The sequence below is a fragment of the Azonexus sp. MM2026_4 genome, assembly GCF_055901855.1.
This window is the reverse complement of the sequence record NZ_CM148380.1, coordinates 631,218-653,594: the sequence shown is the minus strand read 5'-3', so window position 1 is coordinate 653,594 and position 22,377 is coordinate 631,218. Positions and strand designations below refer to the sequence as shown.

At 63.1% G+C, this 22,377-nt stretch carries 22 protein-coding genes, 4 tRNA genes and 1 pseudogene; 10 read left to right on the top strand and 17 right to left on the bottom strand.

Annotated elements, in window-relative coordinates:
• Positions 1–419: 419 nt before the first annotated feature.
• Positions 420–1,688: a diaminopropionate ammonia-lyase gene (locus tag AC0KWY_RS02910; protein ID WP_474028148.1), complete on the top strand. Its 1,269-nt coding sequence runs from the start codon at positions 420–422 to the stop codon at positions 1,686–1,688.
• Positions 1,689–1,897: 209 nt separating this feature from the next.
• Positions 1,898–2,746, top strand: a complete 849-nt coding sequence (locus AC0KWY_RS02905; protein WP_474028147.1) for an EAL domain-containing protein — start codon at positions 1,898–1,900, stop codon at positions 2,744–2,746.
• Between the two features lie 3 nt (positions 2,747–2,749).
• Here AC0KWY_RS02905 and AC0KWY_RS02900 read toward each other — a convergent pair whose 3' ends face one another.
• Both AC0KWY_RS02900 and AC0KWY_RS02895 read right to left on the bottom strand, forming a co-directional pair.
• Complete coding sequence (locus tag AC0KWY_RS02900) at positions 2,750–3,685, bottom strand: CysB family HTH-type transcriptional regulator (RefSeq protein WP_474028146.1); 936 nt, start codon at positions 3,683–3,685, stop codon at positions 2,750–2,752.
• A 124-nt stretch (positions 3,686–3,809) separates the two neighbouring features.
• Positions 3,810–4,880 (bottom strand): IS30 family transposase, encoded by a 1,071-nt coding sequence (locus tag AC0KWY_RS02895; RefSeq protein ID WP_474025629.1) that lies wholly within the window; start codon positions 4,878–4,880, stop codon positions 3,810–3,812.
• 201 nt (positions 4,881–5,081) lie between these two features.
• Between AC0KWY_RS02895 and AC0KWY_RS02890 the strand changes: the two genes are divergently transcribed.
• On the top strand, positions 5,082–5,261 hold the full coding sequence (locus AC0KWY_RS02890) for a hypothetical protein (RefSeq protein WP_474029774.1): 180 nt from the start codon (positions 5,082–5,084) through the stop codon (positions 5,259–5,261).
• Complete coding sequence (locus AC0KWY_RS02885; RefSeq protein ID WP_474029696.1) at positions 5,204–5,362, top strand: alpha/beta hydrolase; 159 nt, start codon at positions 5,204–5,206, stop codon at positions 5,360–5,362. The genes AC0KWY_RS02890 and AC0KWY_RS02885 overlap by 58 nt, the downstream gene beginning before the upstream one ends.
• 27 nt (positions 5,363–5,389) lie before the next feature.
• On the opposite strand, the gene AC0KWY_RS02880 is transcribed toward AC0KWY_RS02885, so the two are convergent.
• The 7 genes from AC0KWY_RS02880 to uvrC all read right to left on the bottom strand — a co-directional run bounded on the left by AC0KWY_RS02880 (position 5,390) and on the right by uvrC (position 8,759).
• On the bottom strand, positions 5,390–5,851 hold the full coding sequence (locus AC0KWY_RS02880; RefSeq protein WP_474028145.1) for a DUF1178 family protein: 462 nt from the start codon (positions 5,849–5,851) through the stop codon (positions 5,390–5,392).
• 9 nt (positions 5,852–5,860) lie between these two features.
• A tRNA-Leu gene (locus AC0KWY_RS02875) sits at positions 5,861–5,945 on the bottom strand.
• 70 nt (positions 5,946–6,015) lie between these two features.
• Positions 6,016–6,091: transfer RNA gene (locus AC0KWY_RS02870), tRNA-Gly, on the bottom strand.
• Between the two features lie 9 nt (positions 6,092–6,100).
• Positions 6,101–6,174: transfer RNA gene (locus AC0KWY_RS02865), tRNA-Cys, on the bottom strand.
• 53 nt (positions 6,175–6,227) lie between these two features.
• Positions 6,228–6,303 (bottom strand) — tRNA-Gly (locus tag AC0KWY_RS02860).
• Positions 6,304–6,356: 53 nt separating this feature from the next.
• Complete coding sequence (gene pgsA / locus AC0KWY_RS02855; RefSeq protein ID WP_474028144.1) at positions 6,357–6,935, bottom strand: CDP-diacylglycerol--glycerol-3-phosphate 3-phosphatidyltransferase; 579 nt, start codon at positions 6,933–6,935, stop codon at positions 6,357–6,359.
• A gap of 6 nt (positions 6,936–6,941) precedes the next feature.
• Complete coding sequence (uvrC, locus tag AC0KWY_RS02850) at positions 6,942–8,759, bottom strand: excinuclease ABC subunit UvrC (RefSeq protein WP_474028143.1); 1,818 nt, start codon at positions 8,757–8,759, stop codon at positions 6,942–6,944.
• A gap of 66 nt (positions 8,760–8,825) precedes the next feature.
• Here uvrC and AC0KWY_RS02845 point away from each other — a divergent pair, with 66 nt between their 5' ends.
• From AC0KWY_RS02845 to AC0KWY_RS02825, 5 genes are all read left to right on the top strand, one after another.
• On the top strand, positions 8,826–9,908 hold the full coding sequence (locus AC0KWY_RS02845; protein ID WP_474028142.1) for an elongation factor P maturation arginine rhamnosyltransferase EarP: 1,083 nt from the start codon (positions 8,826–8,828) through the stop codon (positions 9,906–9,908).
• 36 nt (positions 9,909–9,944) lie between these two features.
• On the top strand, positions 9,945–10,502 hold the full coding sequence (gene efp, locus AC0KWY_RS02840; protein WP_474028141.1) for an elongation factor P: 558 nt from the start codon (positions 9,945–9,947) through the stop codon (positions 10,500–10,502).
• 125 nt (positions 10,503–10,627) lie between these two features.
• Positions 10,628–11,578 (top strand): N-acetyl-gamma-glutamyl-phosphate reductase, encoded by a 951-nt coding sequence (argC, locus tag AC0KWY_RS02835; protein ID WP_474028140.1) that lies wholly within the window; start codon positions 10,628–10,630, stop codon positions 11,576–11,578.
• Positions 11,575–13,248 carry an ABC-F family ATP-binding cassette domain-containing protein gene (locus tag AC0KWY_RS02830; RefSeq protein WP_474028139.1) on the top strand — a complete coding sequence of 558 codons (1,674 nt, stop codon included), beginning with the start codon at positions 11,575–11,577 and terminating at the stop codon, positions 13,246–13,248. The genes argC and AC0KWY_RS02830 overlap by 4 nt, the downstream gene beginning before the upstream one ends.
• A gap of 8 nt (positions 13,249–13,256) precedes the next feature.
• Positions 13,257–14,105: a putative RNA methyltransferase gene (locus AC0KWY_RS02825; RefSeq protein ID WP_474028138.1), complete on the top strand. Its 849-nt coding sequence runs from the start codon at positions 13,257–13,259 to the stop codon at positions 14,103–14,105.
• A 69-nt stretch (positions 14,106–14,174) separates the two neighbouring features.
• On the opposite strand, the pseudogene AC0KWY_RS02820 reads toward AC0KWY_RS02825, so the two are convergent.
• The 4 genes and pseudogenes from AC0KWY_RS02820 to AC0KWY_RS02805 form a co-directional block, all read right to left on the bottom strand.
• Positions 14,175–14,867: pseudogene (locus AC0KWY_RS02820) on the bottom strand (autotransporter outer membrane beta-barrel domain-containing protein); the annotation flags it as partial.
• A 12-nt stretch (positions 14,868–14,879) separates the two neighbouring features.
• Entirely contained in the window at positions 14,880–16,970 is a 2,091-nt protein-coding gene (locus AC0KWY_RS02815; RefSeq protein ID WP_474028137.1) for a S8 family serine peptidase, read from the bottom strand.
• A 454-nt stretch (positions 16,971–17,424) separates the two neighbouring features.
• The gene (locus AC0KWY_RS02810; protein WP_474028136.1) at positions 17,425–18,390 is read right to left on the bottom strand and encodes a methyltransferase; all 966 of its coding nucleotides are present in this window, start codon (positions 18,388–18,390) and stop codon (positions 17,425–17,427) included.
• A gap of 41 nt (positions 18,391–18,431) precedes the next feature.
• Positions 18,432–18,980, bottom strand: coding sequence for a thioredoxin domain-containing protein (locus tag AC0KWY_RS02805; RefSeq protein ID WP_474028135.1), 549 nt, complete (start codon positions 18,978–18,980; stop codon positions 18,432–18,434).
• Positions 18,981–19,087: 107 nt separating this feature from the next.
• Here AC0KWY_RS02805 and arfB point away from each other — a divergent pair, with 107 nt between their 5' ends.
• Positions 19,088–19,495: an alternative ribosome rescue aminoacyl-tRNA hydrolase ArfB gene (arfB, locus tag AC0KWY_RS02800; protein ID WP_474028134.1), complete on the top strand. Its 408-nt coding sequence runs from the start codon at positions 19,088–19,090 to the stop codon at positions 19,493–19,495.
• Between the two features lies 1 nt (position 19,496).
• On the opposite strand, the gene nagZ is transcribed toward arfB, so the two are convergent.
• Genes nagZ through recO form a run of 4 tightly spaced genes read right to left on the bottom strand, consistent with a single transcriptional unit; the run spans position 19,497 to position 22,358 of the window.
• On the bottom strand, positions 19,497–20,501 hold the full coding sequence (gene nagZ, locus AC0KWY_RS02795) for a beta-N-acetylhexosaminidase (protein ID WP_474028133.1): 1,005 nt from the start codon (positions 20,499–20,501) through the stop codon (positions 19,497–19,499).
• Positions 20,498–20,875, bottom strand: a complete 378-nt coding sequence (acpS, locus tag AC0KWY_RS02790; RefSeq protein WP_474028132.1) for a holo-ACP synthase — start codon at positions 20,873–20,875, stop codon at positions 20,498–20,500. The genes nagZ and acpS overlap by 4 nt, the downstream gene beginning before the upstream one ends.
• Entirely contained in the window at positions 20,872–21,633 is a 762-nt protein-coding gene (locus AC0KWY_RS02785; protein ID WP_474028131.1) for a pyridoxine 5'-phosphate synthase, read from the bottom strand. Before AC0KWY_RS02785 ends, acpS begins: the two co-directional genes overlap by 4 nt.
• Positions 21,630–22,358, bottom strand: a complete 729-nt coding sequence (gene recO, locus AC0KWY_RS02780) for a DNA repair protein RecO (RefSeq protein WP_474028130.1) — start codon at positions 22,356–22,358, stop codon at positions 21,630–21,632. Before recO ends, AC0KWY_RS02785 begins: the two co-directional genes overlap by 4 nt.
• Positions 22,359–22,377: the final 19 nt, after the last annotated feature.

Here is a 22,377-nt window from a genome sequence, read left to right as displayed (position 1 = left end):
GCAAGTACGTGAAAGCAAATAATGCCTTTGACGTATGTTAACTGCATTACCGCGAGGCAAAGGAATATTTGTGACCAATCGGTCAGTAAGATAGGTGCTTGGAACCATTTAGTGGGCACCTATGCCGAAAGCAACGACATTCCTCTTGTGGGCTGTGACGGTGAGATGCGTCACCAATAGGACGACCGGTAGATCGGCCGAAGCTGTCATTGCTAGGTGCTAGCCGTATGCGTCTGAGGTCATGGCTGTCCAGCGCGTTTCGCATGACGAATTCATCTTCAAGAAAACACCCGGATGATGCAATAACATTGATATTTAGCGGGATTTTTTCGGGAAAAATTGCGCAGGTTAAACAATAAAATTTCACCCTCCTGGCGACGACGCTCGCCTTCGTCCCCTCGTTGAAAGCAAGGCCTGTCATGCTGACCCACAACCCCAAGGCTCTCCGCACAAGTTATCCAGAACATCTGAAAGCTACCCTGAGCATTGAGGCAGCCGCGGAAACCGGCGCTTGGCTGTCGCATTGGCCTCGCCTGAATCGCCAACCGACGCCGCTTCTCGACTGGCCGGGACTGGCGGCTCGGCTTGGCATCGCCGGCTTGTCGATCAAGGACGAGTCACATCGTTCTGAACTGGCCAGTTTCAAAGCCCTGGGCGCGCCTGCCGCCCTGGTTCGCCTGTTACATCGGCTGATGCCGGCATGTTCGCCGCAAGGCTTGTTGAAGGGAGAGTATCGAAGCGTAGCGAACAAGCTGACGGTGATCAGCGCCAGCGCCGGAAATCACGGACGGGCACTTGCCGCCGCGGCGGAATCGATCGGCTGCGCGTGTGTCATCGTCCTGCACGCGCGGGTCAATGGCGAACGTGCAGCCGCAATTGCCGGGTATGGGGCAAGGATCGTCCGTGTCGCCGGCGATTACGATGCCTCGGTCGACGAAGCGGCAAGGCTGGCGCGGGAGAATGGCTGGCATGTCGTCGCGGATACGTCCTATCCGGGTTATGAGGCTGTTCCGCGCGACGTCATGCAGGGTTATGGGACCATTGCGGCAGAAGTGGTCGAGCAACTCAGCGAGCCCTACTCCCATGTCTTCCTGCAGGGCGGTGTCGGCGGATTGGCGGCCGGGCTTGCCAGTTACTTCTGGGAATACTACGGCGCGGCTCGACCGCGCCTGGTTTCGGTCGAGCCAGAGCGCGCCGATTGCCTCCTTCAAAGTGCATTGAAAGGCTGCCCCAGTCAAGCCAGCGGCGATGCCGATTCGCTGATGGCTGGCTTGGCCTGTGGCAAAGCTTCACCCCTGGCTTGGGAAATCATTTCTCTGGCTGTCGATGATTTCATGACCATCGGAGATGAAGAAGCGGTTTCGGCCATGCGCCTGCTGGCAGCAGGCTCGGCGGACGACATACCGGTCGTTGCCGGGGAATCGGGTGCCGCCGGATTGGCCGGTCTGCTCAACATTGCCCGGAGTCCGGCTGGTTTGGCTGCCATCGGACTGGGAGCGGATAGCCGTGTCTTGCTGATAAACACGGAAGGCGCAACGGCCCCGTCGATTTATCAGGAACTCGTCAAACAGTCGGCAACCCAGGTTGTCGAGCGGCAGCAGCAGTGGCTTGCGCTTGATGCCGCCAGACGACGATTGCCTTCCTTGCCGTCGGAGATCGCTGGCGAGAAGGCGTCGCCAGCCCCCTGACGATATCCAGCGCCCGGGCGACATTCTCGGCAGGTGCAAGACCGCCGATGACGGCGTTGATCTTCCCCTCCCGGTCGACAACGAAGCGGGGACTTTCGGCAAAGCCGTGATCGATATAACCAGGCGCCTTCTAAGCTGAGAGCAACTGAATCGTTCCCGGCGCCAGCGGCGGGCGTTAGATTTCGCTAAACACCGATCTGGAGTCCATCATGCCCTTGAGCGAAATCGTTCGTACCCTGAATTCCCCGCCGGCCGAGCGGCATCCGGACTATCTGTACCGCTCCGGCCTCGACCACCCCTTTGTCGCCGCCGAGGGGCGCGTCTTCATCCATTACGCCAACATCCGCCTGGAATCGAAATTCCTGCCCATCGTCGATACGGCAAGCGGCAAATCCCATGGCCATGCGTCAACCATCCAGGCCTTTGGCCTCTCCAACAACATTCCGATGTCGCCTGACGCCGTCTTCGTCCTGCCTACCGATGCCGAAGAGTTCGTCTACCTCGATCGCCTGGTCCGCACCCTGCACGCGCTCAACTACCTGACCCAGCCAGTACGCGGCAATCTGCTGCTGCGCGTCCATGCTCGCCACATCATCAGCGTTCCCGCCAATCACGGTCTGGCCTTCGAGGAAATCCTGCGCCCGTGCGGACTGTTTCCCGACCAGATCACGCTGGAAATCAATACCGACAACGTTGCCGACCCGGCGCACTTCATCCGCGCCGTCAACAGCTACCGCTCGCGCGGCTACGGTATCGCGGTCAGCCATTTTGGCCGCACGACCCTGGATTTCGACTTCCTGGCCGCGCTCCAACCCGACATCGTCAAGCTGGACAACCTGCTGCTCGCCTCCAGCCGGCCGCTCGACCGGATCATCGACAACATCCATGCCCTGCGGGCGCGCGTCCTGATCGAGGGCATCGACAGCGCCAAGCTGCGCCGCAACGCCAGTCACCTGGACATCGACCTGCTGCAGGCCCATGCCCCGATCGTCCGCCCGGTCGGCATCCGCATCGCGGCGGATGCCGGAAACTGGGCGCGGATCGATGCCGCTGCCTGAAGCTTACTCGGCCGCCGGCGTCGGCTTCAGGGCGGCCCGGATCGCCTCCTCGCCAAGATCCGGGCAAACCTTCTCGATGAAGGCGTGGGCATAGCTGCGCAGGTAGGTGCCGCGGCGCACCGCGAGGTGCGTGGTGTTGGCCGGAAAGAGGTGCGGCACCTCGATCAACTGCAGGTTGCGGTCCTGCTCCGGGTGGTAGGCGACCGAGGCGACGATGCCGACGCCCAGCCCGAGGCCGACATAGGTCTTGATGACGTCGGCGTCGATCGCCGAGAGCACGATATCGGGCACCACACCGGCGTCGGCGAACGCCGCATCGACGTGGGCGCGGCCGGTGAAGCCTTCGTGGTAGGTGATGACCGGATACTCGGCCAGCGCTTCGAGCGTCACCGGCCGGCAGTCGAGCAGCGGATGGCCGTCGGGAACGATGATCGCGTGGTGCCAGGAGTAATAGGGAAAGGATGCCAGTTCCGGCACCTTGTTGACCGCCTCGGTGGCGATCCCGATATCGGCCCGGCCACTGACCACCAGTTCGGCGATTTCCTGCGGGCTGCCCTGGAGCAGGGTCAGGTGCACCTTGGGATAGTCCGCCTTGAACCACTGGATGATCTTCGGCAGCGCGTAACGCGCCTGGGTGTGCGTCGTCGCCACGACGAAGTGGCCGGTCTCGCGGCTGGCGAACTGGTCGGCGATGCGGCGCAGATTCTGGGTGTCGAGCAGGATGCGCTCGACCACCCCGACCAGTTCCTTGCCCGGTTCGGTCAGGCCGAGCAGGCGCTTGCCGCGGCGGACGAAGATCTCGATGCCGAGTTCGTCCTCGAGGTCCTTGATGTGCTTGCTGACGCCCGGCTGCGAGGTATACAGCGCATTGGCCACCTCGGTCAGGTTGAACTCCTGACGCACCGTCTCGCGGACGATCCTCAGTTGCTGGAAATTCATGGTATCTCTCCCGTCGGACACGGGGTCCGCATCATCGATCAGCGAACTTTATGAGCATCTTGTTATGACGTGAAATAATAAAAAACGAATAACAAATCACAATCCAGAATAAAACATGGCGGTTTCAAAGACCGAGTGCAACATTTGGAATCAGCCCTGCTTTGTCCATGAAGATGTTATCGAAGAACACCTCGGCGGGAGAGCGCCACCCCAGGGTTTTTCTCGGCCGCATATTGAGTTCCCAGGCCATGTGATCGAGTTCGCGCTGGGAGTGGACACTCAGGTCAGTGCCCTTCGGCAAATATTGGCGCAGCAAACCATTGGTGTGCTCATTGATGCCACGTTGCCACGGGCTGTGAGGATCACAAAAGTAAATTTTCAGGCCGGTGTTCTCGGCCAGCTTCTTGTGCAGCGCCATCTCCTTGCCTTGGTCATAGGTGAGGGTCTGTCGGATCTCAGGCGGCAGCCCGCTGAAGGCCTGCGTGAATCCGTTGAGCGCATCGATCGCCGTACTGCCGTCGAGCTTGACCAGCATGGCAAACAGCGACTTGCGGCACACCAGGGTGCCGACAGCCGAAGCGTTGGCCTTGCCCTTGATCAGGTCGCCCTCCCAGTGGCCAGGCAGCAAGCGGTCGCTGGCCTCGGGCGGGCGTACGTGGATGCTCAGCATGTCCTGCAGCGATCCCCGCCGATCTTTGCCTCGCGTGCGAGGCTTGCGTGCGCCTCGCCCCTGGCGCAGCAGGACGACCAGTTCGCGGCGAAGATCGCCCTTGGGCATGGCATAGATCGCGGTGTAGATGGTTTCGTGGGAGGCTTGCAATTGGGGCTGCTCAGGGTGGCGTTGCTTGAGTTTGGCAGCAATCTGCTCGGGCGAGAGCTTGCGTTCCAGCAACGCCCTGACCTCGGCCCACAAGGCGCCTTGGCGGTGGAGCTTGCGCACCGGCCAGGCCGCACGTCGCACCCGCCGGGCTCGCTTGCCGGCGCGGTTTGCATCGTAGCCGCCAGCCACTCGGGGGCGTCCCATGACGCATTGCTCCTCTTCGCTCTGGTAGCCGTTGCGGCGAAGTTCTCTCGTGATGGTGCTGGGCGATCTGCCAAGCACCTTGGCTATCGCCCGCGCACTACTGGCCTGCTCCTTCATCGCCATTACCACGCCGCGTTCTTCCGCACTCAATTGTTGATACGTTCTCGTCATGCAACTCCTCCGGTTATGAAGTGTTGCACTTGGGATTTGAAACCGCCCATCAATCCGAACGATGGTCGCGAGTTCTTTGCACCCGGTAGCCATGGTGGCGCAAGAGGCGCACGGCGCCGTTGATCGAGCGTCTGACCTCCTCGGTTAGATCCACCGGCGGATCGGCCGGGCCGGCTCGACAGCAAGCTGATCATCAAGGGCGTGAACATCTTCCCCAGCGATATCAAGGCGATTGCCCACAAGGATCACGACCTGACCGGCGAATACAGGCTGATCGTCGAAATCGAACGGGTCACGGTCGACGCCACCACCACAACAGACTCCTGGGTCAGGCGCGAGGTGGCCAGACAGCGGTCCGGCATTGGGGGGGCGATTTCCTGAACATCGGCGCTGCCGGTCGTATCAACGTCGATTCCGGGCACGGTCGGTGGCCGGAGGGACTAGCGCTGTTCGAAAAGCTGCGCGCTGCAAGCCGGCGCTGAAGCGCCGCCGGCAAGAGCGGCGGGAAATTACTGCAGGTCTTCGTCGCTGAGCGTCGGCAGGTTCATGATCTCGATGCCCTCGTCGCGCAGGGCCTCGCATTCGTCCGGCGTTGCCTGACCGTGGATCGAGCGCTCCGGTGCTTCGTTGTAGTGGATCTTGCGGGCTTCATCGGCAAAGGCGCTGCCGACATCCTCGCTGTTCTCCATGATCGCCCGGACCAACTGCCGGTAGGCACTGGCGACCTGTTGCCCGGCCGGCATCAGTGCGGTTGCGGCACTTGTGCGCCCAGCGCCGGATGGCGGCGTGGCGGCCGGATCGGGGTGCGCCCCACCGATCGCGACGGCCGACGGCACACGGCGGACATCGGCACTGTCGCACTGCGGGCAGCGCACGATGTGCTTTTCGAGCTGCGCCTCGAAATCGTCGGCGCAGCGGAACCAGCCTTCAAAACGATGCGCGTTGTCGCAACTCAGGTCGTAGATGATCATTACAGGCCTTGGTGCCCGGGACGGGACTCGAACCCGTACACCTTTCGGCGAGAGATTTTAAGTCTCTTGTGTCTACCGATTTCACCACCCGGGCGGGTTTTCGATTATATCGGGGAGCCCGATACGAAAAAGGGAAAGCGCATCGCGCTTTCCCTTTTTGTGACTGGAGCGGCAGAAGAGTCTCGAACTCTCGACCTATACCTTGGCAAGGTATCGCTCTACCAACTGAGCTACTGCCGCAAAAACTTCTGGAGGCGCGGGCCGGAGTCGAACCGACCTACACGGATTTGCAATCCGGTGCATAACCGCTTTGCTACCGCGCCCCGCCTTCAAACTTCACCACATGGAAAAAGCCATCGGCTTTTCCCGGAAAATCTGGAGCGGCAGAAGAGTCTCGAACTCTCGACCTATACCTTGGCAAGGTATCGCTCTACCAACTGAGCTACTGCCGCGTCAAACAGAGCGCGCATTATAGACGCCCCAAGGATCTTGTCAACACTCTCCGCTATTTTTCCGCACTGCGCCGGGCGATTTCCGGCCACGCCATGCGCAGGTAATAGCCCATCGACCACAGCGTCAGCAGCGCCGCCAGCCAGATCAGCCACTCGCCGGCGAGCAGCGTGTTGTAGCCGGCCAGCGGTGCCTGGTAGAGCAGCAGCGGGATCGCCGCCATCTGGGCGGTGGTTTTTACCTTGCCCAGCATCGAGACGGCGACGCTCTTCGCAGCGCCGATCTTGGCCATCCATTCACGCAGGGCGGAAATGGTGATCTCGCGACCGATGATGATGGTGGCGATGATGGCATCCACTCTACCCAGTTGGACCAGCACGATCAGCGCTGCGGCGACCATCAGCTTGTCGGCGACCGGGTCGAGGAAGGCGCCGAAGGCCGAGGTCTGGTTGAGCTTGCGCGCCAGGTAGCCGTCGGCCCAGTCGGTCAGCGCGGCGGCGATGAAGATCAGCGTCGCCACCAGGTTGCGCTCCTGCGCCGTCGCCCATTCGGCCGGCAGGAAATAGATCGCGATCAGCAGCGGAATGGCGACGATGCGCAACCAGGTCAGCAGGATGGGAAGATTGAAAGGCATAGGCCGTCAGTGTAAGGCGGAATGGATCTTTTCGGCCAGTTCGCGGCCGATGCCGGAAATCTCGGCGAGTTGGTCAATACTCGCCTCGCGCACGCCGGCGAGGCCGCCGAAACGCGCGATCAGCGCCTTGCGCCGGGCCGGGCCGACGCCGGGCAGGCTTTCCAGCGTCGAGGTCTTGCGGCTTTTGGCGCGTTGCCCGCGGTGGCCGGTGATGGCGAAGCGGTGCGCTTCGTCGCGCACTTCCTGGATCAGGTGCAGTGCCGGGTGGTCGGACGGCAGGTTGAGCGGCGGCCGGCCGTCGGCTTCCGGGAAGATCAGGCTTTCCAGGCCGGGCTTGCGCTCCTCGCCCTTGGCGACGCCAATCATGTTGAGCTGGGTCAGGCCGAGGTCGGCGAGCGCCGCCCAGGCCGAGGCGACCTGCCCCTTGCCGCCGTCGATCAGGATCAGGTCGGGCGCCCTGCCCTCGCCGCTGGCCACGCCGTCGTAGCGCCGCGTCACCGCCTGGCGCATCGCCGCGTAATCGTCGCCGGGCGTGATGTCGCGGATGTTGAAGCGACGGTAGTCGCGCTTGCTCATCTGGTTGCCGTCGTAGACCACGCACGAGGCGACGGCGCTTTCGCCCATGGTGTGGCTGATGTCGAAGCATTCGATGCGGGCGATCGGCTCGGCGAGTTGCAGTGCTTCCTGCAGCGCGGCGAGGCGTTGCTCCTGCTGCGCCGTCGTCTGGTTGCGCGCCAGGATCGCCAGGCGGGCGTTCTGCAGCGCCATGTCGACCCAGGCCTTTTGCGTCAGGCTGCGCGCTTCGAGGATGGGCAGCGGACGGCCGGCGAGTTCGGCCAGGCTGGCGGCGGCTTCCTCGACCTCTTCAATCTCCGGCAGCGGCGAGACCAGCAGCCGACCGGGCGCCGGGTGCAGCTCGTAATGCTGGCGCAGGAAGGCGGTCAGTGCGTCGGCGGCGGTCGAGTCGCCGGCATTGCTCGGGAACAGCGGCCGGTCGCCGAGGTGGCGGCCGCCGCGCACCATCGCCAGGTTGACGCAGAGCTGGCCGGCTTCACGCACGGCGACGACGATATCGACGTCCTCGCCCTTGCTGCTCGAGACGAACTGCTTTTCCTGGACCTGGTGCAGCGACTGGATCTGGTCGCGGTAGATCGCCGCCAGTTCGAAGGCGAGTTTCTCGGCGGCCTTCTCCATCGCCGTGTTGAGGCGCTTGATCACTTCCTGCTGCTTGCCGGCAAGGAACATCGCTGCGTACTGGACGTCGGCGGCGTAGTCGTCGGGCGCGATGTAGCCGACACAGGGTCCGCTGCAGCGCTTGATCTGGTACAGCAGGCAGGGCCGCGAGCGGTTGGCGAAGACGCTGTCCTCGCAGGTGCGCAGGCGGAACATCTTCTGCAGCAGGTGGATGCTGTCGCGCACCGCCCACGACGACGGATAAGGCCCATAGTAGTCGGCCTTGCGGTCGGGGTTGCCGCGGTAGAAGCCGAGGCGCGGGAACTTGTCGCGCGTCAGCACGATGTAGGGATAGGACTTGTCGTCGCGGAACAGGATGTTGTAGCGCGGCGCCAGCGACTTGATCAGGTTGTTTTCCAGTAGCAGCGCTTCCGCCTCGGTGCGCGTTGCGGTCGTCTCGATGTGGTCGATCTGGCCGACCATATGGGCGATGCGCGGACTGGACAGGTTGTCGCGGAAGTAGGAAGCGACCCGCTTCTTCAGGTTCTTGGCCTTGCCGACGTAGAGCACGGCGCCGTCGGCGCCGATCATGCGGTATACGCCAGGCAATTCGGTCAGCGATGCGAGAAAGGATTTTGAATCGAAAGCCACGGTCAACCGGCGGAAAGGGCAAAAAACGGGGAGGAAGGCACGGGCCGCGATGTTAACATGCCGCCCATGCAGCTTCATTGGGACATTTTCTGCCGCGTCGTCGACAACTACGGCGATGTCGGCGTCTGCTGGCGACTCGCCCGACAACTGGCGGCCGAACACGGCAAGCGCGTGCGCCTGTGGGTGGACGACCTGGCAAGCCTGCAGCCGCTGTGCCCGGCCTGCGATCCGGCCCGGGCGACGCAGGCGCTGGCCGGCGTCGAGGTGCGCCGCTGGGCGGACGCTGCGACGGTCGACTGGTCCGGCGCAGCAAAAACCGCCGATGTCGTCGTCGAAGCCTTCGCCTGCGAGTTGCCGCCTGGCTACATCGCGGGCATGGCGCAGCGGCCGACACCGCCGGTCTGGCTCAACCTGGAGTACCTGAGCGCCGAGTCCTGGGTCGAATCCTGCCACGGCATGGCCTCGCCGCATCCGTCGCTGCCGCTGACCAAGCATTTCGTTTTTCCCGGTTTTTCGCCGTCGACCGCCGGCTTGCCGCGCGAGGCCGGACTGCCGGCAGCGCCGCCCGCACCGCTGCCGGCAATCCCGGAAATCAGCCTGTTCTGCTACGCTACGGCGCCGGTCGCCAGCCTGCTCGATGCCCTTGCCGCCTCGCCCCGGCCGCTGCACTGCCACGTTCCGCCCGGCCGGCCGCTGGCCGCGGTGCGCGCCTGCCTGGGCGGCGACGGCCCGTGGCAACTCGGCCTGGCACGCATCGAGCCGATTCCCTTCCTCGCCCAGGACGACTACGACGCGCTGCTGCGCCGCTGCGTGATCAACTTCGTGCGCGGCGAGGATTCCTTCGTCCGCGCCCAATGGGCCGCACGGCCTTTCGTCTGGCAGATCTACCGGCAGGACGACGACGCCCATCGGGTCAAGCTCGACGCCTTCCTCGATCGCTACTGCGCCAATCTCGCCGAGCCGGCCGCTGCCGCGCTGCGGGCGATGTTCCAAGCCTGGAACGCCGGTGCCGACTGCACCGCCGCCTGGGCGGATTTTCTCGGCCATTACGACGAAATCGCGGGCCATGCGGCGGCGTGGAATGCCGCGCTGCGCGAACAGCCCGATCTGGCGACGAATCTCGTCAAATTCTGCGCCGCGCAGGTATAATCTCGCGTTTTATTTTTCCGCTTTGGGATATCCCTCATGAAGACCGCTCAGGAACTCCGCTCCGGTAACGTGATCATGGTCGGCACTGAGCCGCTCGTGGTCCAGAAGACCGAATACAACAAGTCCGGCCGCAATGCCGCCGTCGTCAAGATGAAGCTCAAGAACCTGCTCTCCGGCAACCCGTCGGAAGCGGTTTACAAGGCTGACGACAAGTTCGAAGTCGTCGTCCTCGACAAGAAGGAAGTCACCTACTCCTACTTTGCCGATCCGATGTACGTGTTCATGGACGCCGAGTACAACCAGTACGAAGTCGAAGCCGAGAACATGGTCAACGCGCTCAAGTACCTCGAAGGCGACATGCCCTGCGAAGTCGTCTTCTACGATGGCAAGGCGATCTCGGTTGAAATGCCGAACTCGCTGGTCCGCGAAGTCATCTACACCGAGCCGGCGGTCAAGGGCGATACCTCGGGCAAGGTCATGAAGCCGGCCAAGATCTCCACCGGTTTCGAGCTGCCGGTCCCGGCCTTCGTCGAAATCGGCGACAAGATCGAAATCGATACGCGCACCGACGAATACCGCAGCCGCAGCAAGTAATTCCCGCTACAGCCGGAATCGCCAGGGGCAGCTTCGGCTGCCCTTGCCTTTTCGGCCCTGTCGCCAAAGCGACATGCTTTTCTGCCAGAATTCCCGTTCAACCAACCCGAACCGCGGACCCCACCATGAGCTACAAAGTCTTTGTCAACGGCCAGGAAGGCACCACCGGCCTGCAGATCAACGAATACCTCGCGCAGCGCGCCGATATCGAAATCCTCAAGATCGACGCCGACAAGCGCAAGGATCTCGCCGAGCGCAAGCGCCTGATCAACGCCTCCGACATCACCTTCCTCTGCCTGCCCGACGCGGCGGCCAAGGAATCGGCCAGCCTGGTGGACAACCCGAACACCTGCATCATCGACGCCTCGACCGCGCATCGCGTCAATCCCGATTGGGTCTTCGGCCTGCCCGAGCTGTGCCCAGAACAGCGCGCCAAGATCCGCGCCAGCAAGCGCATCGCCAACCCCGGCTGCCATGCCAGCGCCTTCATCCTGGCGCTGCGCCCGCTGGTCGCCGCCGGGCTGCTGCCGGCCGACACGCAGATTGCGGCCAATTCCATCACCGGTTACTCGGGTGGCGGCAAATCGATGATCGCCGACTACGAGGCCGCTGCCGCCAGCCCCACGCAACTGAAGGCGCCGCGCCCCTACGCGCTCGCCCTGGCCCACAAGCACCTGCCGGAAATGCAGGCCTATACCGGCCTGACCGTGGCGCCGATCTTCCAGCCCGTCGTCGGGCCGTTCTACAAAGGCCTGGCCGTCACCGCCTTCCTGCAACCGGGACAATTCACCCGCGCCGCGACGCCGGCCGACGTCCAGAAGATCATCGCCGACTACTACGCCGGCGAGCGCTTCATCAATGTCCTGCCGGTCGATCTCGACGCCACCACCGACGGCGGTTTCTTCGACGTCGAAGCCTGCAACGGTAGCAACCGCGTCAACATCGCCGTCTTCGGCAACGCCGAGCGCATGCTGGTGATCGCCCGTCTCGACAACCTGGGCAAGGGCGCTTCCGGCGCCGCCGTGCAGGCGATGAACGTGCATCTCGGCATTGAGGAAAGCGCTGGTTTGCTTTGATCGTCCTCAGCAAAGTCACCCTGCGTCGCGGCACGAAAGTGCTGCTCGACAAGACCACGGTCACCATCAACCCGGGCGAGAAGGTCGGCCTGGTCGGGCGTAACGGCGCCGGCAAGTCGACCTTGTTCGCGCTCCTCAGCGGCAAGCTGCACGAGGACGGCGGCGACTTCTCGATGCCCAGCCAGTGGCGCATGGGCCAGGTCGCCCAGGAAATGCCGGAAACTGACCAGTCGGCGACCGATTTCGTCATCGACGGCGACACGCCGCTGCTCGCCGCCCGCAACGAGGTTGCCGCCGCCGAGGCGAGCGATGACGGCATGCGCATGGCCGAGGCCTACATGGCGCTGCACGACGCCGGCGAGCACGACGCCGAGGCGCGCGCCCAGGCGCTGATCCTCGGTCTCGGCTTCAAGGTCTCCGAGCTTTATCAGCCGGTCAACAGCTTCTCCGGCGGCTGGCGCATGCGCCTGCAACTGGCGCGGGCGCTGATGTGCCCGTCGGACATCCTGCTCCTCGACGAGCCGACCAACCACCTCGACCTCGATGCCATGGTCTGGCTCGAAGCCTGGCTCAAGCGCTACCAGGGCACGCTGGTGATGATTAGCCACGACCGCGAGTTCCTCGACGCGATCACCCAGGTCACGCTGCACATCGACAACGCCAAGCTGGTCCGCTACGGCGGCAACTACAGCAAGTTCGAAGACATGCGCGCCGAGCAGATGGCGCTGCAGCAGGCGACGATGGCGCGCCAGGCGGACAAGATCGCCCACCTGCAATCCTTCATCAACCGCTTCAAGGCCAAGGCCAGCAAGGCCAAACAGGCGCAGAGCCGGGTCAAGGCGCTGGAGCGCATGGAAAAGATCGCGCCGGTGCTGGCCGACGCCGACTTCAGCTTCGAATTCCAGGAGCCGCAAAACCTGCCCAACCCGATGCTGTCGATGGTCGATGTCGCCATCGGCTACCCGCCACCCGCCGACGCGCCGGCCGGCACGCCGCCGACGACCATCGTCCGCAACATCAACCGCTCGGTGATGGCCGGCCAGCGCATCGGCATCCTCGGCGCCAACGGCCAGGGCAAATCGACGCTGGTCAAGACCATCGCCCGCGACCTCGGCGCCATCAGCGGCCAGGTCACCGAAGGCAAGGGCCTGAACATCGGCTACTTCGCGCAACAGGAACTCGACGTGCTGCGCCCGCAGGACACGCCGCTCGAACACATGATCCGCCTGGCCAAGGAAGCGATCGCCGCCGGCCGTAGCAACGTGCCGGGCCGCGAGCAGGAACTGCGCAACTTCCTCGGCAACTTCAATTTCGGCGGCGAGATGGTCAAGCAGGCGGTCGGCACCATGAGCGGCGGCGAGAAGGCGCGCCTGGTGCTGTGCATGCTGGTCTGGCAGCGGCCCAACCTGCTGCTCCTCGACGAACCGACCAACCACCTCGACCTCAACACGCGCGAGGCGCTCTCCGTCGCGCTCAACGAGTTCGAAGGCACGGTGATGCTGGTCAGCCACGACCGCGCCATGCTGCGCTCGGTCTGCGACGAGTTCTGGCTGGTCTCGCGCGGCGGCGTCGGTCCCTTCGACGGCGACCTCGACGACTACCAGCGCTACCTGCTCGACGAAGCCAAGCGCGCCCGCGAGGAAGCTTCGGCACTGCTCAAGGCGGCCTGAGGCCGGCGATGGCGACGACAGCGTTCACCGCCCTCGCCTGCCCACTCGACGGCGCGCCGCTGACACCGGTCGACGGCGGCTGGACCTGCCCGGCCGGCCACCGCTACGACCAGGCCGCGCAAGGCTACGTCAACCTGCTGCCGGTGCAGCACAAGCGCTCGCGCGATCCCGGCGACAGCAAGGAAATGGTCGCTGCCCGCCGCCGCTTTCTCGAAGCCGGCCATTACCGGCCGATCGCCGACCTCGCGGCGCGTGCCGCATTGGCCGACCTGCCGGCCGACGCTGCCTGCCTCGACGCCGGTTGCGGCGAAGGCTACTACCTGCGCCAGCTCGCCGCGGCAGCCGAAGCCGCCGGAAAAACCCCGGCGCTGCTCGGTCTCGATATCTCGAAATGGGCCGTCCAGGCGGCGGCCAAGGCGCAGCGCGGCACCGCAACCTGGGTGGTGGGCAGCAATGCCAATCTGCCGGTGCTGCCGGCGACGCTGGACCGCGTGCTGTGCCTGTTCGGCTTCCCGGTCTATCCGGAATTCGCCCGCGTCCTCAAACCGGGCGGCGCCCTGATCATGATCGACGCTGGCCCCGATCACCTGCGTGAACTGCGCGAAATCATCTACCCCAGCCTGAAGGCGCCCGCGCCACAGAGCAACGACGCGCCACCGGGATTTTCACTCGAGCACCGTGAATCGCTGTCTTACCGCATCGTGCTCGACGCCGCCGCACAAATTGCCGACCTGCTGGTCATGACCCCGCATTTCTATCGCGCCAGCCCGGCCGGCCGGGAGAAGGCGGCGCAACTCACCCGACTGGAACTGACGGTGGATGTGCGCTTGCAGATTCTGGGGAAATTACCGGCTTGAGCGGTATGCGCTACCCCGGCGCGAAAATGGCGCACGCTGGATCGCTTGCATCCAAGACTCGGGAGACCGTTAGAACGCCCAACTCGCTTTGGCCGAGGCAGAATGATTCAAGAGACCGCTACGGTACTCGGCGTCATAACGCACGCTGATTTCCGTTCCGCTCTTGGTCTTATGCATCAATCCCAAGCCGCCACGGGCCTGCCAAGGACTTTGATCGATCCCATGCGTGACGAACGATGTCTCTGATCTCCCCGCATATGCGGCCAGGATGGGAGCATTCTTGTTGATGACATCGTAAGCGACGCCGACATTAACGCTGACCCTGGTTGAATCGTTCAACTGGTAGTTCATTTTGCCGTTCACGCCTAAGCTCAACTCGTCCGAACTACGGTCAACGACATCGAGCAACAATGGCGAAACGGAAACCGAACCGGCTTCCCGATAGGCCCGATCCTTGATCCAGGTATAGTCGATACGGATTGACGGCAGGAAGCTCGTTTGCGCGTTGAGCTTGAAAGTTTTTTCCAGACCGATGCCAGCGCTGGCCGTCACACTGCGATAGCGGGAATCGGCCGTGCCGGAAGCGAATGAAATATGGCGGTGCCCCTTGGTTGTATTCTGGCCAAATCCAGCCAGATAGGTCAGTTCGGTGTTCGTATCCAGCTTGCGGCTGCCGTAGCCGAGCAATAGATAAGCATCAAGGGTCGCGCGATTGGGTGCAACCAACGAATTGCCCGTCACGTTACTGTTGGCATAGGCAAACGCAAGACCAAGTCAACTGACGGGAGAGATTGCCGTATCTGCGCCGAGCGCAATACCGCCGGTATTGGCGCTGTAGCCGGAGACGCCATGGCGATCATGCTGGTCGGCCCAGGAACCGAACGGCTTGATCCACATTTCCTTCTCGCCGATAAGCGCCTCGCCCGATGACAGGCCATTCAGGCCATCTTGACGCGCCTGCACGATGCGGTTGACTTGTCCCAGGACAGCCAGGGCGACGCGGGTCGATTCGCCGGTCAGCAGCGGCAGAGTCTGGCTGACGGCATGCGCAAGCTGGGTTTCCTGTCCATCGATGAAGCCGGTAAACATACCGGCGAGTAGGCTCGTTGGGTCGCGGGCAAGCTCACTATCGATCGCCCGCGCCGCACCAGTCGCTGCTCGCTTGCCGGCGTTGGCGACGATTTTCTGCAAGTTGACGGAAGCATCATGTCGAACGCTCAAATCGACGCTATTGCCATCCTTGATCGCGCCGAAATTGAACAAAAGAGAGTTATCCACAACGCCAAAAGTGCCATTGCTATTCAGCGCACCTGCACTGAGGATGTTCTCCAGCTTGCCAGTGGCGTTGAAACCAGCGCCAATAACATCCACGACGATATTGGCATTGTCAGGCAGCACTGCCGTCCCGACCACATTCAGCTTGCCAAAGGCGGTGGCGCTGGCGACCCTGGTAAGAAACGTACTAGCCGCGTCCATTGTTACGTTGTCGGTCACCGTGAGTGTTCCCACCAGATCACCCGGTGCCAGCGTCCCATTGACCGTGAGCGCGCCAGACAAGCTGCCGCTACCGCGCAGTGTGCCGCCGGCAGCAACGTTCACCGGGCTGAGCAAACTGCCGTTGACCACCAGCGTGCCGCCGTTGACGAAGGTGTTTCCGGCATAGGTATCTGCCCCGGTCAGCGTCAATGTGCCTGCACCCAGTTTTGTCAGGCCGCCGTCCAGCCCGGCACGATGGCCAATATCATTGCTGAAGACTGACGCATAGCCACCCGGGACATTCGCCTCGAAATCCTCTTCGAAAAGACCTGGCCCCTGAATCGCCTTGCCCACATCCAGAAGGCCGCGTCCCCATTCAACATCAGGATTCGCCGCTCTGGTTCCGGTGCTCAGGATGGTCACCCCCAGGTTTTTGTTGGTCATCCACGGAAACTGCTCGGCCACCAAGGCAACCGCCCCGGAGACGATAGGGGCTGCAATGGAAGTGCCATTCTGGTAAAAATAACCGCTATTGGAATCCCTGTCCGCACCGAGAATTCCTGTTGCGGAAAATGGCTGGCCGGCTATCTCGTCGCCCCCTGGGGCGGCAATGCAATACTCTTTGCTGACGCCGCAACGGTTCGAGTAAGAAGCCAGTGACATGCCGTCATTCGTCGTCGCCGCCACGACGATAAATCCGCCTTTGGCGCCAACGCTGGGGTCATAAAATGGCACGATCGATGGCGATGAAGGATTGGCTGCCGCTTCATTGCCAGTGGCAAAAACAAGCACGCTGCCGCGATCCAGTGCGGTTTTGATTGCGGAAATCACGATCGGAAGTTTGCTGGAGAAATTCTGATAATCGACTAACGGATCAATCGTTTCAGAAGTGAACGCCCAACTGTTATTGATCACCTTGGCCGATTGACCACTGACGTAATCCAGCGCCGCTGCAATATAGCGGGCACTGATGTTGTCATCGGGATAAAAATTCATCGCGCCAACGACCAAGCCGGCATTGTAGGCAACGCCATGCATGTTATAGCTACGGGTAGCACCATCCAGGCGAGCAGCCAGAATGCTGGCAACAAAAGTGCCGTGATTGACATGATCTTGCAGGAAGCTTGCAAAATCGCTGGTTCCCGAACGGTCGGAAATGGCGTCGTAACCCGCCACAATGGCGTTGGCAAACTCGACGTGACTCGGGTTCACGCCGCTATCCACCAGACCAGCCTTGATCCCCGCGCCGCTCAATCCCGCCCTGTAAGCCGGAAGGAGATTGATGGCAGAGAAGGCTGGCTGATTGTAAAACTCGGTACCAGGCGTGAATTCAGCCAGGGATGACGAGGCAAAAACGGATAGAACAAAGAATATGGGGAGTTTTTTCAATTCGAAGCTTCCGCAGTCTCTCAAAGGGTAGAGGAAAGAACGGACTCTCGCCGGCCCCTCCCTTATCAAACCGAGCAGGCGGTCGTCCCGCACACGGCTTTCCAACGTTGTTCATACCGGGGGGCAATTCCCGCCCAGTCAGTGCCATCAGCCTCGTTTCGACCTTCTTTACCGATTTATCCGCCCTGGCTTGCTTTTCTTGTTTGGCAGACAGGTAGGGGATTGTCCTTCAGCAGACGGGGATGCGCAATGTATGGCGATGCCCCGGCAAACCATGACAACGGCCTCGTGCCACCGGCAGCAAGTATTCGAAACGGCCATGCCGGACAGGTATGGATTTTTCGTACTTGCTGGTCATGGCTGGCAATCAGGCAAACAACCGGACAACATCGGCCTCGGCGGCACGAATGCCGACATTGAGCGACAGGGTGTTCAGGTTCTTTTCTTCGGCGGGTTAAATGCTGGCCAGCAGCAACGATCCTTTTTCGCGCGGATCAAGGTCGATACGTCGGACCGAGGCGAAGCCGGCTTCGTCCAGCCATGCGCGATAGTCGGATTCGCGGTGGATGCTGGTGCCGGTTTCGTACAGCAGGGTCAGTTTGAAAGCTGCCAGATAAGCGCCGGGCGGTTGATCGTCGAGGTATTCGTGGATGACCAGCAGGCCGCCGGGATTCAGGCTATCGTGGATGCGCCGGATGACTCGCCGGTTGTCCTCGGCGGTCTGGTTGTGCGCCACCGACAGATAGAAAACGAGATCGTGGCCTCCTCCCCAGTCATGCTCGAGAACACTGCCTGGCGTCAGCGCGATGCGCCCTGACAGGCCGTGCGCCGCGATCTCAGCCGGCGTGGCCTCAAGGGCGCTGGGAAAATCGACGATCCGAGCCATCAACTGCGGATAGTGCTCGCAGAAGTGGATGCTGTGCAGTCCGTGCGAACCGCCAAGATCCAGCAGCCGGCATTGCTCCGGGCGGACCGGGACAAGTCTGAGCAGGTCCGGTCCGAGATCCTGGGCAAAAGCCGCCATATAGGCAGCGAAAGTCTGGCCGAGCTGCGGTCGGGATTGCATCGCCTCCCACAGGGTCGTTTGCGGGCCACCGCGGCGCACTGCCGTCGCCAGCTCGCCCATCATCGGCCAGGCTTCGGCAGTCCACAGCAGACCCGGCGTGTAATCGACGGCGCCATGCGAGGTGAACCAGCGCTGAGTCATCGCCGTGTTGGCGTAGGCCTCATCGCGGCGCTCAAGATAGGCGATGCTCACCAGGAAATCAGCGAGCATCGCGATGCCGCGCGTCGACGACTGCAGCCGCCCGGCCAATTCGCCCGCCGTCAGCGGCCTTTCGGCCAGGGCTTCGAACAAGCCGAGCTGACCGGCCGAGATGATCGCTGCCGATTTCATCATCGGCAGGTACACATCAATCATCGGCAGATCGCCCCCAAGCGCGGGCTGCTGGCTTGGTGAGCTCATCCGAGCGCCACCTTGATTGCCGCCCGCAGCGCGGCATCGTCAGGTTCGGTATCCGGCGAGAAACGGCCGACCACCTGGCCGTCACGGCCTATCAGGAATTTCTCGAAATTCCACAGCACGTCGCTATCCCGCGCCGGCAAGAGTTTGTGGCCGGCAAGCTTTTCCCGGAAATCGCTGCCCGCCGGATAAACCGCAGCAGGTATCGCGGCGATCAGCTTGGTGTAGAGCGGATGGCGCGGCTCGCTGTTGATCTGCACCTTGGCAAACAGCGGAAAACTGACCCCGTAGGTGGTGCTGCAGAATGCCTGGATTTCCTCGGCCGAACCCGGTTCCTGGCCGGCAAAATCGTTGCAGGGGAAACCGAGCACCTGAAAATCCCGTGTCGCCAGGCTTTCATGCAGTTTTTCCAGAGCCGCGTATTGCGGCGTCAGACCACAGCGCGAAGCGATGTTGACGATCAGCAGCACCTGGCCGGCGTAATCGCGCAGGCTAGCGGGGCGGCCATCAAGGGTATTCAGGGGAATGTCGTAAAGGCTCTCGTTCATTTTCTTCTCCATGTTTTCAGGGCGCAGCTTGGAGTCCGGGCCAGACCTGTGCGTTCCATCGACTTTGACGGTATACACTCGTCCCTTGACGTTTTTTCCCTGCCATCATGCCTCAATCAATTGCCATCCCTATCAAGGAAATCGAATTCACCGCAATCCGCGCCCAGGGCGCCGGCGGGCAGAACGTCAACAAGGTGTCGAATGCTGTACACCTGCGCTTTGCCATTGCCGCCTCCTCCCTGCCGGAAGATGTTCGCAACCGGCTGCTGGCGCTCGACGACCGGCGGATCAGCAAGGACGGTGTACTGGTGATCAAGGCGCAGGAATACCGCAGCCTGGAGAAAAACCGCGCCGAGGCCCTGCGTCGTCTCGAAATGCTGGTGGCCGCAGCGAGCACGGTAGCCCGTCCGCGCCGACCAAGCAAACCGACCCAGGGCTCGGTACGCCGCCGCCAGGATGCCAAGCGGCGGCATTCAACGCTGAAGGCTTTACGCCGCGGCGGCACGGACGATTGATTCAGGCCAGCCGCGCCAGTACCTGCAGCGCTTCGCGATAAGCGTGCGGATCGGGATAGCTGACGGCATGTTCCGGCAACATCCGGTCGATCCGCTGAGCACGTACCGGATCAGCCTTCGGCTGCCAGCCGTCGAGCACCAACGCCACCGCGTCCGGCGCGTTGCACACGAGCAGCATGTCGCAGCCAGCGGCCCAGGCAGTTTCGACGCGGGCCAGCATGTCGCCGACGACGCCGGCACCGGCCATCGACAGATCGTCGGTGAAAACGACCCCGTCAAACTTAAAGTCGTTTCTTAAATAAGTTATCCATTTATTTGAAAATACAGCAGTATTGCAATCGAAGCATTCGTAGATAACGTGCGCCGCCATCACCGCATCGAGCGCCAGTTCGCGGTAGGGGCGCAGGTCGTCGGCCATCGCTGCGAGCGGCCGGTCGTCGACCGGCAGTTCGACGTGCGAGTCGGGAATGACGTAACCGTGGCCGGGAAAATGCTTGCCGCAAGTGCCCATGCCGCCGGCTTTCAGGCCCTCGCCGAGGGCGCCGGCGAGCGCTACGACGACCGTCGGGTCGCGGTGGAAGGCGCGGTCGCCGATCACCCGCGACGGACCGTAGTCGAGGTCAAGCACCGGCGTGAACGAGTAATCGACACCGCAGGCGCGCAGTTCGGCGGCGAGCACGAAACCGGCGGCGCGGGCGGCTGCCAGCGCGGCCACCGGATCGCTGTCATGCAACTGACCGAGGGCGCGCATCGGCGGCAGCCGGGTGAAGCCCTCGCGGAAGCGCTGCACCCTGCCCCCTTCGTGATCGACGGCGATCAGCAGGCGCGGCTCGCGCAGCGCGTGGATTTCGTCGCACAGCGCCGTGAGTTGGGCGCGGTCACGATAGTTGCGGGTAAACAGGATGATGCCGCCGACCAGCGGATGGCACAGGCGTTCGCGGTCGAGGTCGGTGAGTTCGGTGCCGGCGATGTCGATCATCAGCGGACCGGGCAGCTTGGTGCTCATGCTTGCTCCAGCAAAACGTAGGCGACGGCGTATTCGGCTTCGTCGCTGATTGAAAGGTGCGCGGTCAAGCGGCGGTTTTCGACGATTTCCGCCAGTTGACCGTGAAAATTGAACACCGGCTTGCCCAGTTCGTCATGGCTTATAGCGATGGCTGGCAGCAGCACCGGTGGCCGCACGCCGCTGCCGAAGGCCTTGGCAAAAGCCTCCTTAGCGGCGAAGCGCTTGGCCAGGAAGCGGCCCTTGTCGGCGGCCTTGGCGAAATCCGTCCGCTCTTCGGGCGCCAGCAGCCTCTCCAGCGACCTTTCGCCATGCCGTTCCCACATGCCGCGCAGGCGCGCGACGGCGACGATGTCGGTGCCGATGCCGACGATCATTCGGCTTCCGGATTCGCCGCGGCGGCGACCATCAGCGCCTTCATCTCGCGCACCGCCTCGCGCAGGCCGGTAAACACGGCGCGGCTGACGATGGCGTGGCCGATGTGCAGCTCGCGGATGCCGGCCAGCCGGGCGACCGGCTGGACGTTGTAGTAGTTGAGCGCGTGGCCGGCGTTGAAGCGCATGCCGAGCTGGCGGATGGCACGGCCGGCGGCGCGGATTTTCTGCAGTTCGGCCAGCACCGCCGGCGCCTCGGCATCGCGGCCTTTTTCGTAGAAAGCGTGGGCGTAGGGGCCGGTGTGGATTTCGCAGACGCTGGCGCCAATGCGTGCCGCAGCCTCGATCTGCGGGATTTCGGCGTCGATGAAGACGCTGGTGGTAATGCCGGCGTCGCGCAGCCGAGCGATCACGTCCTTGAGGCGGGCTTCCTGGCCGACGATGTCGAGGCCGCCTTCGGTAGTCACCTCGTGGCGCCCTTCCGGCACCAGCATGGCCATTTCCGGCCGGGTCGCGCAGGCGATGCCGACCATCTCGTCGGTCGCCGCCATTTCCAGGTTGAGCTTGATCTGCGTCGTTTCCTTGAGCCGGCGGACGTCGGCATCCTGGATGTGCCGGCGGTCCTCGCGCAGATGCACGGTGATGCCGTCGGCGCCGCCCAGATGCGCCTCGACAGCGCCCCAGACGGGATCGGGTTCGTAGGTGCGCCGGGCCTGGCGGACGGTGGCGATGTGGTCGATGTTGACGCCGAGTTCGATCATAGTTCCTGCAACTCCTTGAAAATCTTGCGGGTTTCCAGTTCCTGGCCGCCCAGGTAATAGCTCAGCAGCGTGCGCATCAGCGTCTTGGCCTCGCCGCGCGAACGCGGGTTGGAGAAATCGCCGGCGCCGAGATCAAGCAGACTGCTGCCGCGCACCACCTGGGCGTCGGCCTCGGCGTGCGCCAGGCGGACCGGGCCTTGCTCCATCCGGTAAGTGTAGAACGCATCGGCGGCAATCGGCTCGCCGGCGGCGTCGTGGTCGAGCATCAGGCCGTAGCCAAGCTCCTGCAGCAGCGCCTTCTCGAAGCTGCGCAGGTCGCCTTCGCGGGTTGCCACGTCGTTGTGCGCGGCGAGCCGCTGCAGGGTTTCGGCGTAGCGGGCAAACAGCGTCTGGTGCGCGTCCTCGCGCGGCAGCAGGTGCATCAGCAACTCGTTCAAGTAGTAACCGCAGAACAGCGCCTCGCCGCCGAGCAGCGGCTGGCCGCCGACCCATTCGGCCTTCATCAACGTCAACACCTCACCCTTGCCGGCCCAGCCGATTTCCAGCGGCTGGAAGCCCATCAGCAGGCCGCGGATCGCCGCCCGCGGCCGACGGGCGCCGCGCGCCAGAAGCGCCATGCGCCCGAAATCGCGGCTGAAGACCTCGACGATCAGGCTGGTTTCGCGAAACGGCATGCTGTGCAGCACGTAGGCGGGCTGGCCGTCGACCTTGCTGCGCAGACTCATGGCGAAATGGCCCGGATTA

Bases quoted from the DNA above. Each gene is read 5' to 3' on its own strand.
- AC0KWY_RS02910 (WP_474028148.1), top strand. From the start codon at position 420: ATGCTGACCCACAACCCCAAGGCTCTCCGCACAAGTTATCCAGAACAT.
- argC (WP_474028140.1), top strand. From the start codon at position 10,628: ATGAGCTACAAAGTCTTTGTCAACGGCCAGGAAGGCACCACCGGCCTG.
- AC0KWY_RS02880 (WP_474028145.1), bottom strand. From the start codon at position 5,851: ATGATCATCTACGACCTGAGTTGCGACAACGCGCATCGTTTTGAAGGC.
- AC0KWY_RS02825 (WP_474028138.1), top strand. From the start codon at position 13,257: ATGGCGACGACAGCGTTCACCGCCCTCGCCTGCCCACTCGACGGCGCG.
- AC0KWY_RS02805 (WP_474028135.1), bottom strand. From the start codon at position 18,980: ATGAACGAGAGCCTTTACGACATTCCCCTGAATACCCTTGATGGCCGC.
- efp (WP_474028141.1), top strand. From the start codon at position 9,945: ATGAAGACCGCTCAGGAACTCCGCTCCGGTAACGTGATCATGGTCGGC.
- AC0KWY_RS02845 (WP_474028142.1), top strand. From the start codon at position 8,826: ATGCAGCTTCATTGGGACATTTTCTGCCGCGTCGTCGACAACTACGGC.
- AC0KWY_RS02785 (WP_474028131.1), bottom strand. From the start codon at position 21,633: ATGATCGAACTCGGCGTCAACATCGACCACATCGCCACCGTCCGCCAG.
- AC0KWY_RS02900 (WP_474028146.1), bottom strand. From the start codon at position 3,685: ATGAATTTCCAGCAACTGAGGATCGTCCGCGAGACGGTGCGTCAGGAG.
- AC0KWY_RS02810 (WP_474028136.1), bottom strand. From the start codon at position 18,390: ATGATTGATGTGTACCTGCCGATGATGAAATCGGCAGCGATCATCTCG.
- pgsA (WP_474028144.1), bottom strand. From the start codon at position 6,935: ATGCCTTTCAATCTTCCCATCCTGCTGACCTGGTTGCGCATCGTCGCC.
- AC0KWY_RS02905 (WP_474028147.1), top strand. From the start codon at position 1,898: ATGCCCTTGAGCGAAATCGTTCGTACCCTGAATTCCCCGCCGGCCGAG.
- arfB (WP_474028134.1), top strand. From the start codon at position 19,088: ATGCCTCAATCAATTGCCATCCCTATCAAGGAAATCGAATTCACCGCA.
- nagZ (WP_474028133.1), bottom strand. From the start codon at position 20,501: ATGAGCACCAAGCTGCCCGGTCCGCTGATGATCGACATCGCCGGCACC.
- recO (WP_474028130.1), bottom strand. From the start codon at position 22,358: ATGAGTCTGCGCAGCAAGGTCGACGGCCAGCCCGCCTACGTGCTGCAC.
- acpS (WP_474028132.1), bottom strand. From the start codon at position 20,875: ATGATCGTCGGCATCGGCACCGACATCGTCGCCGTCGCGCGCCTGCGC.
- AC0KWY_RS02895 (WP_474025629.1), bottom strand. From the start codon at position 4,880: ATGACGAGAACGTATCAACAATTGAGTGCGGAAGAACGCGGCGTGGTA.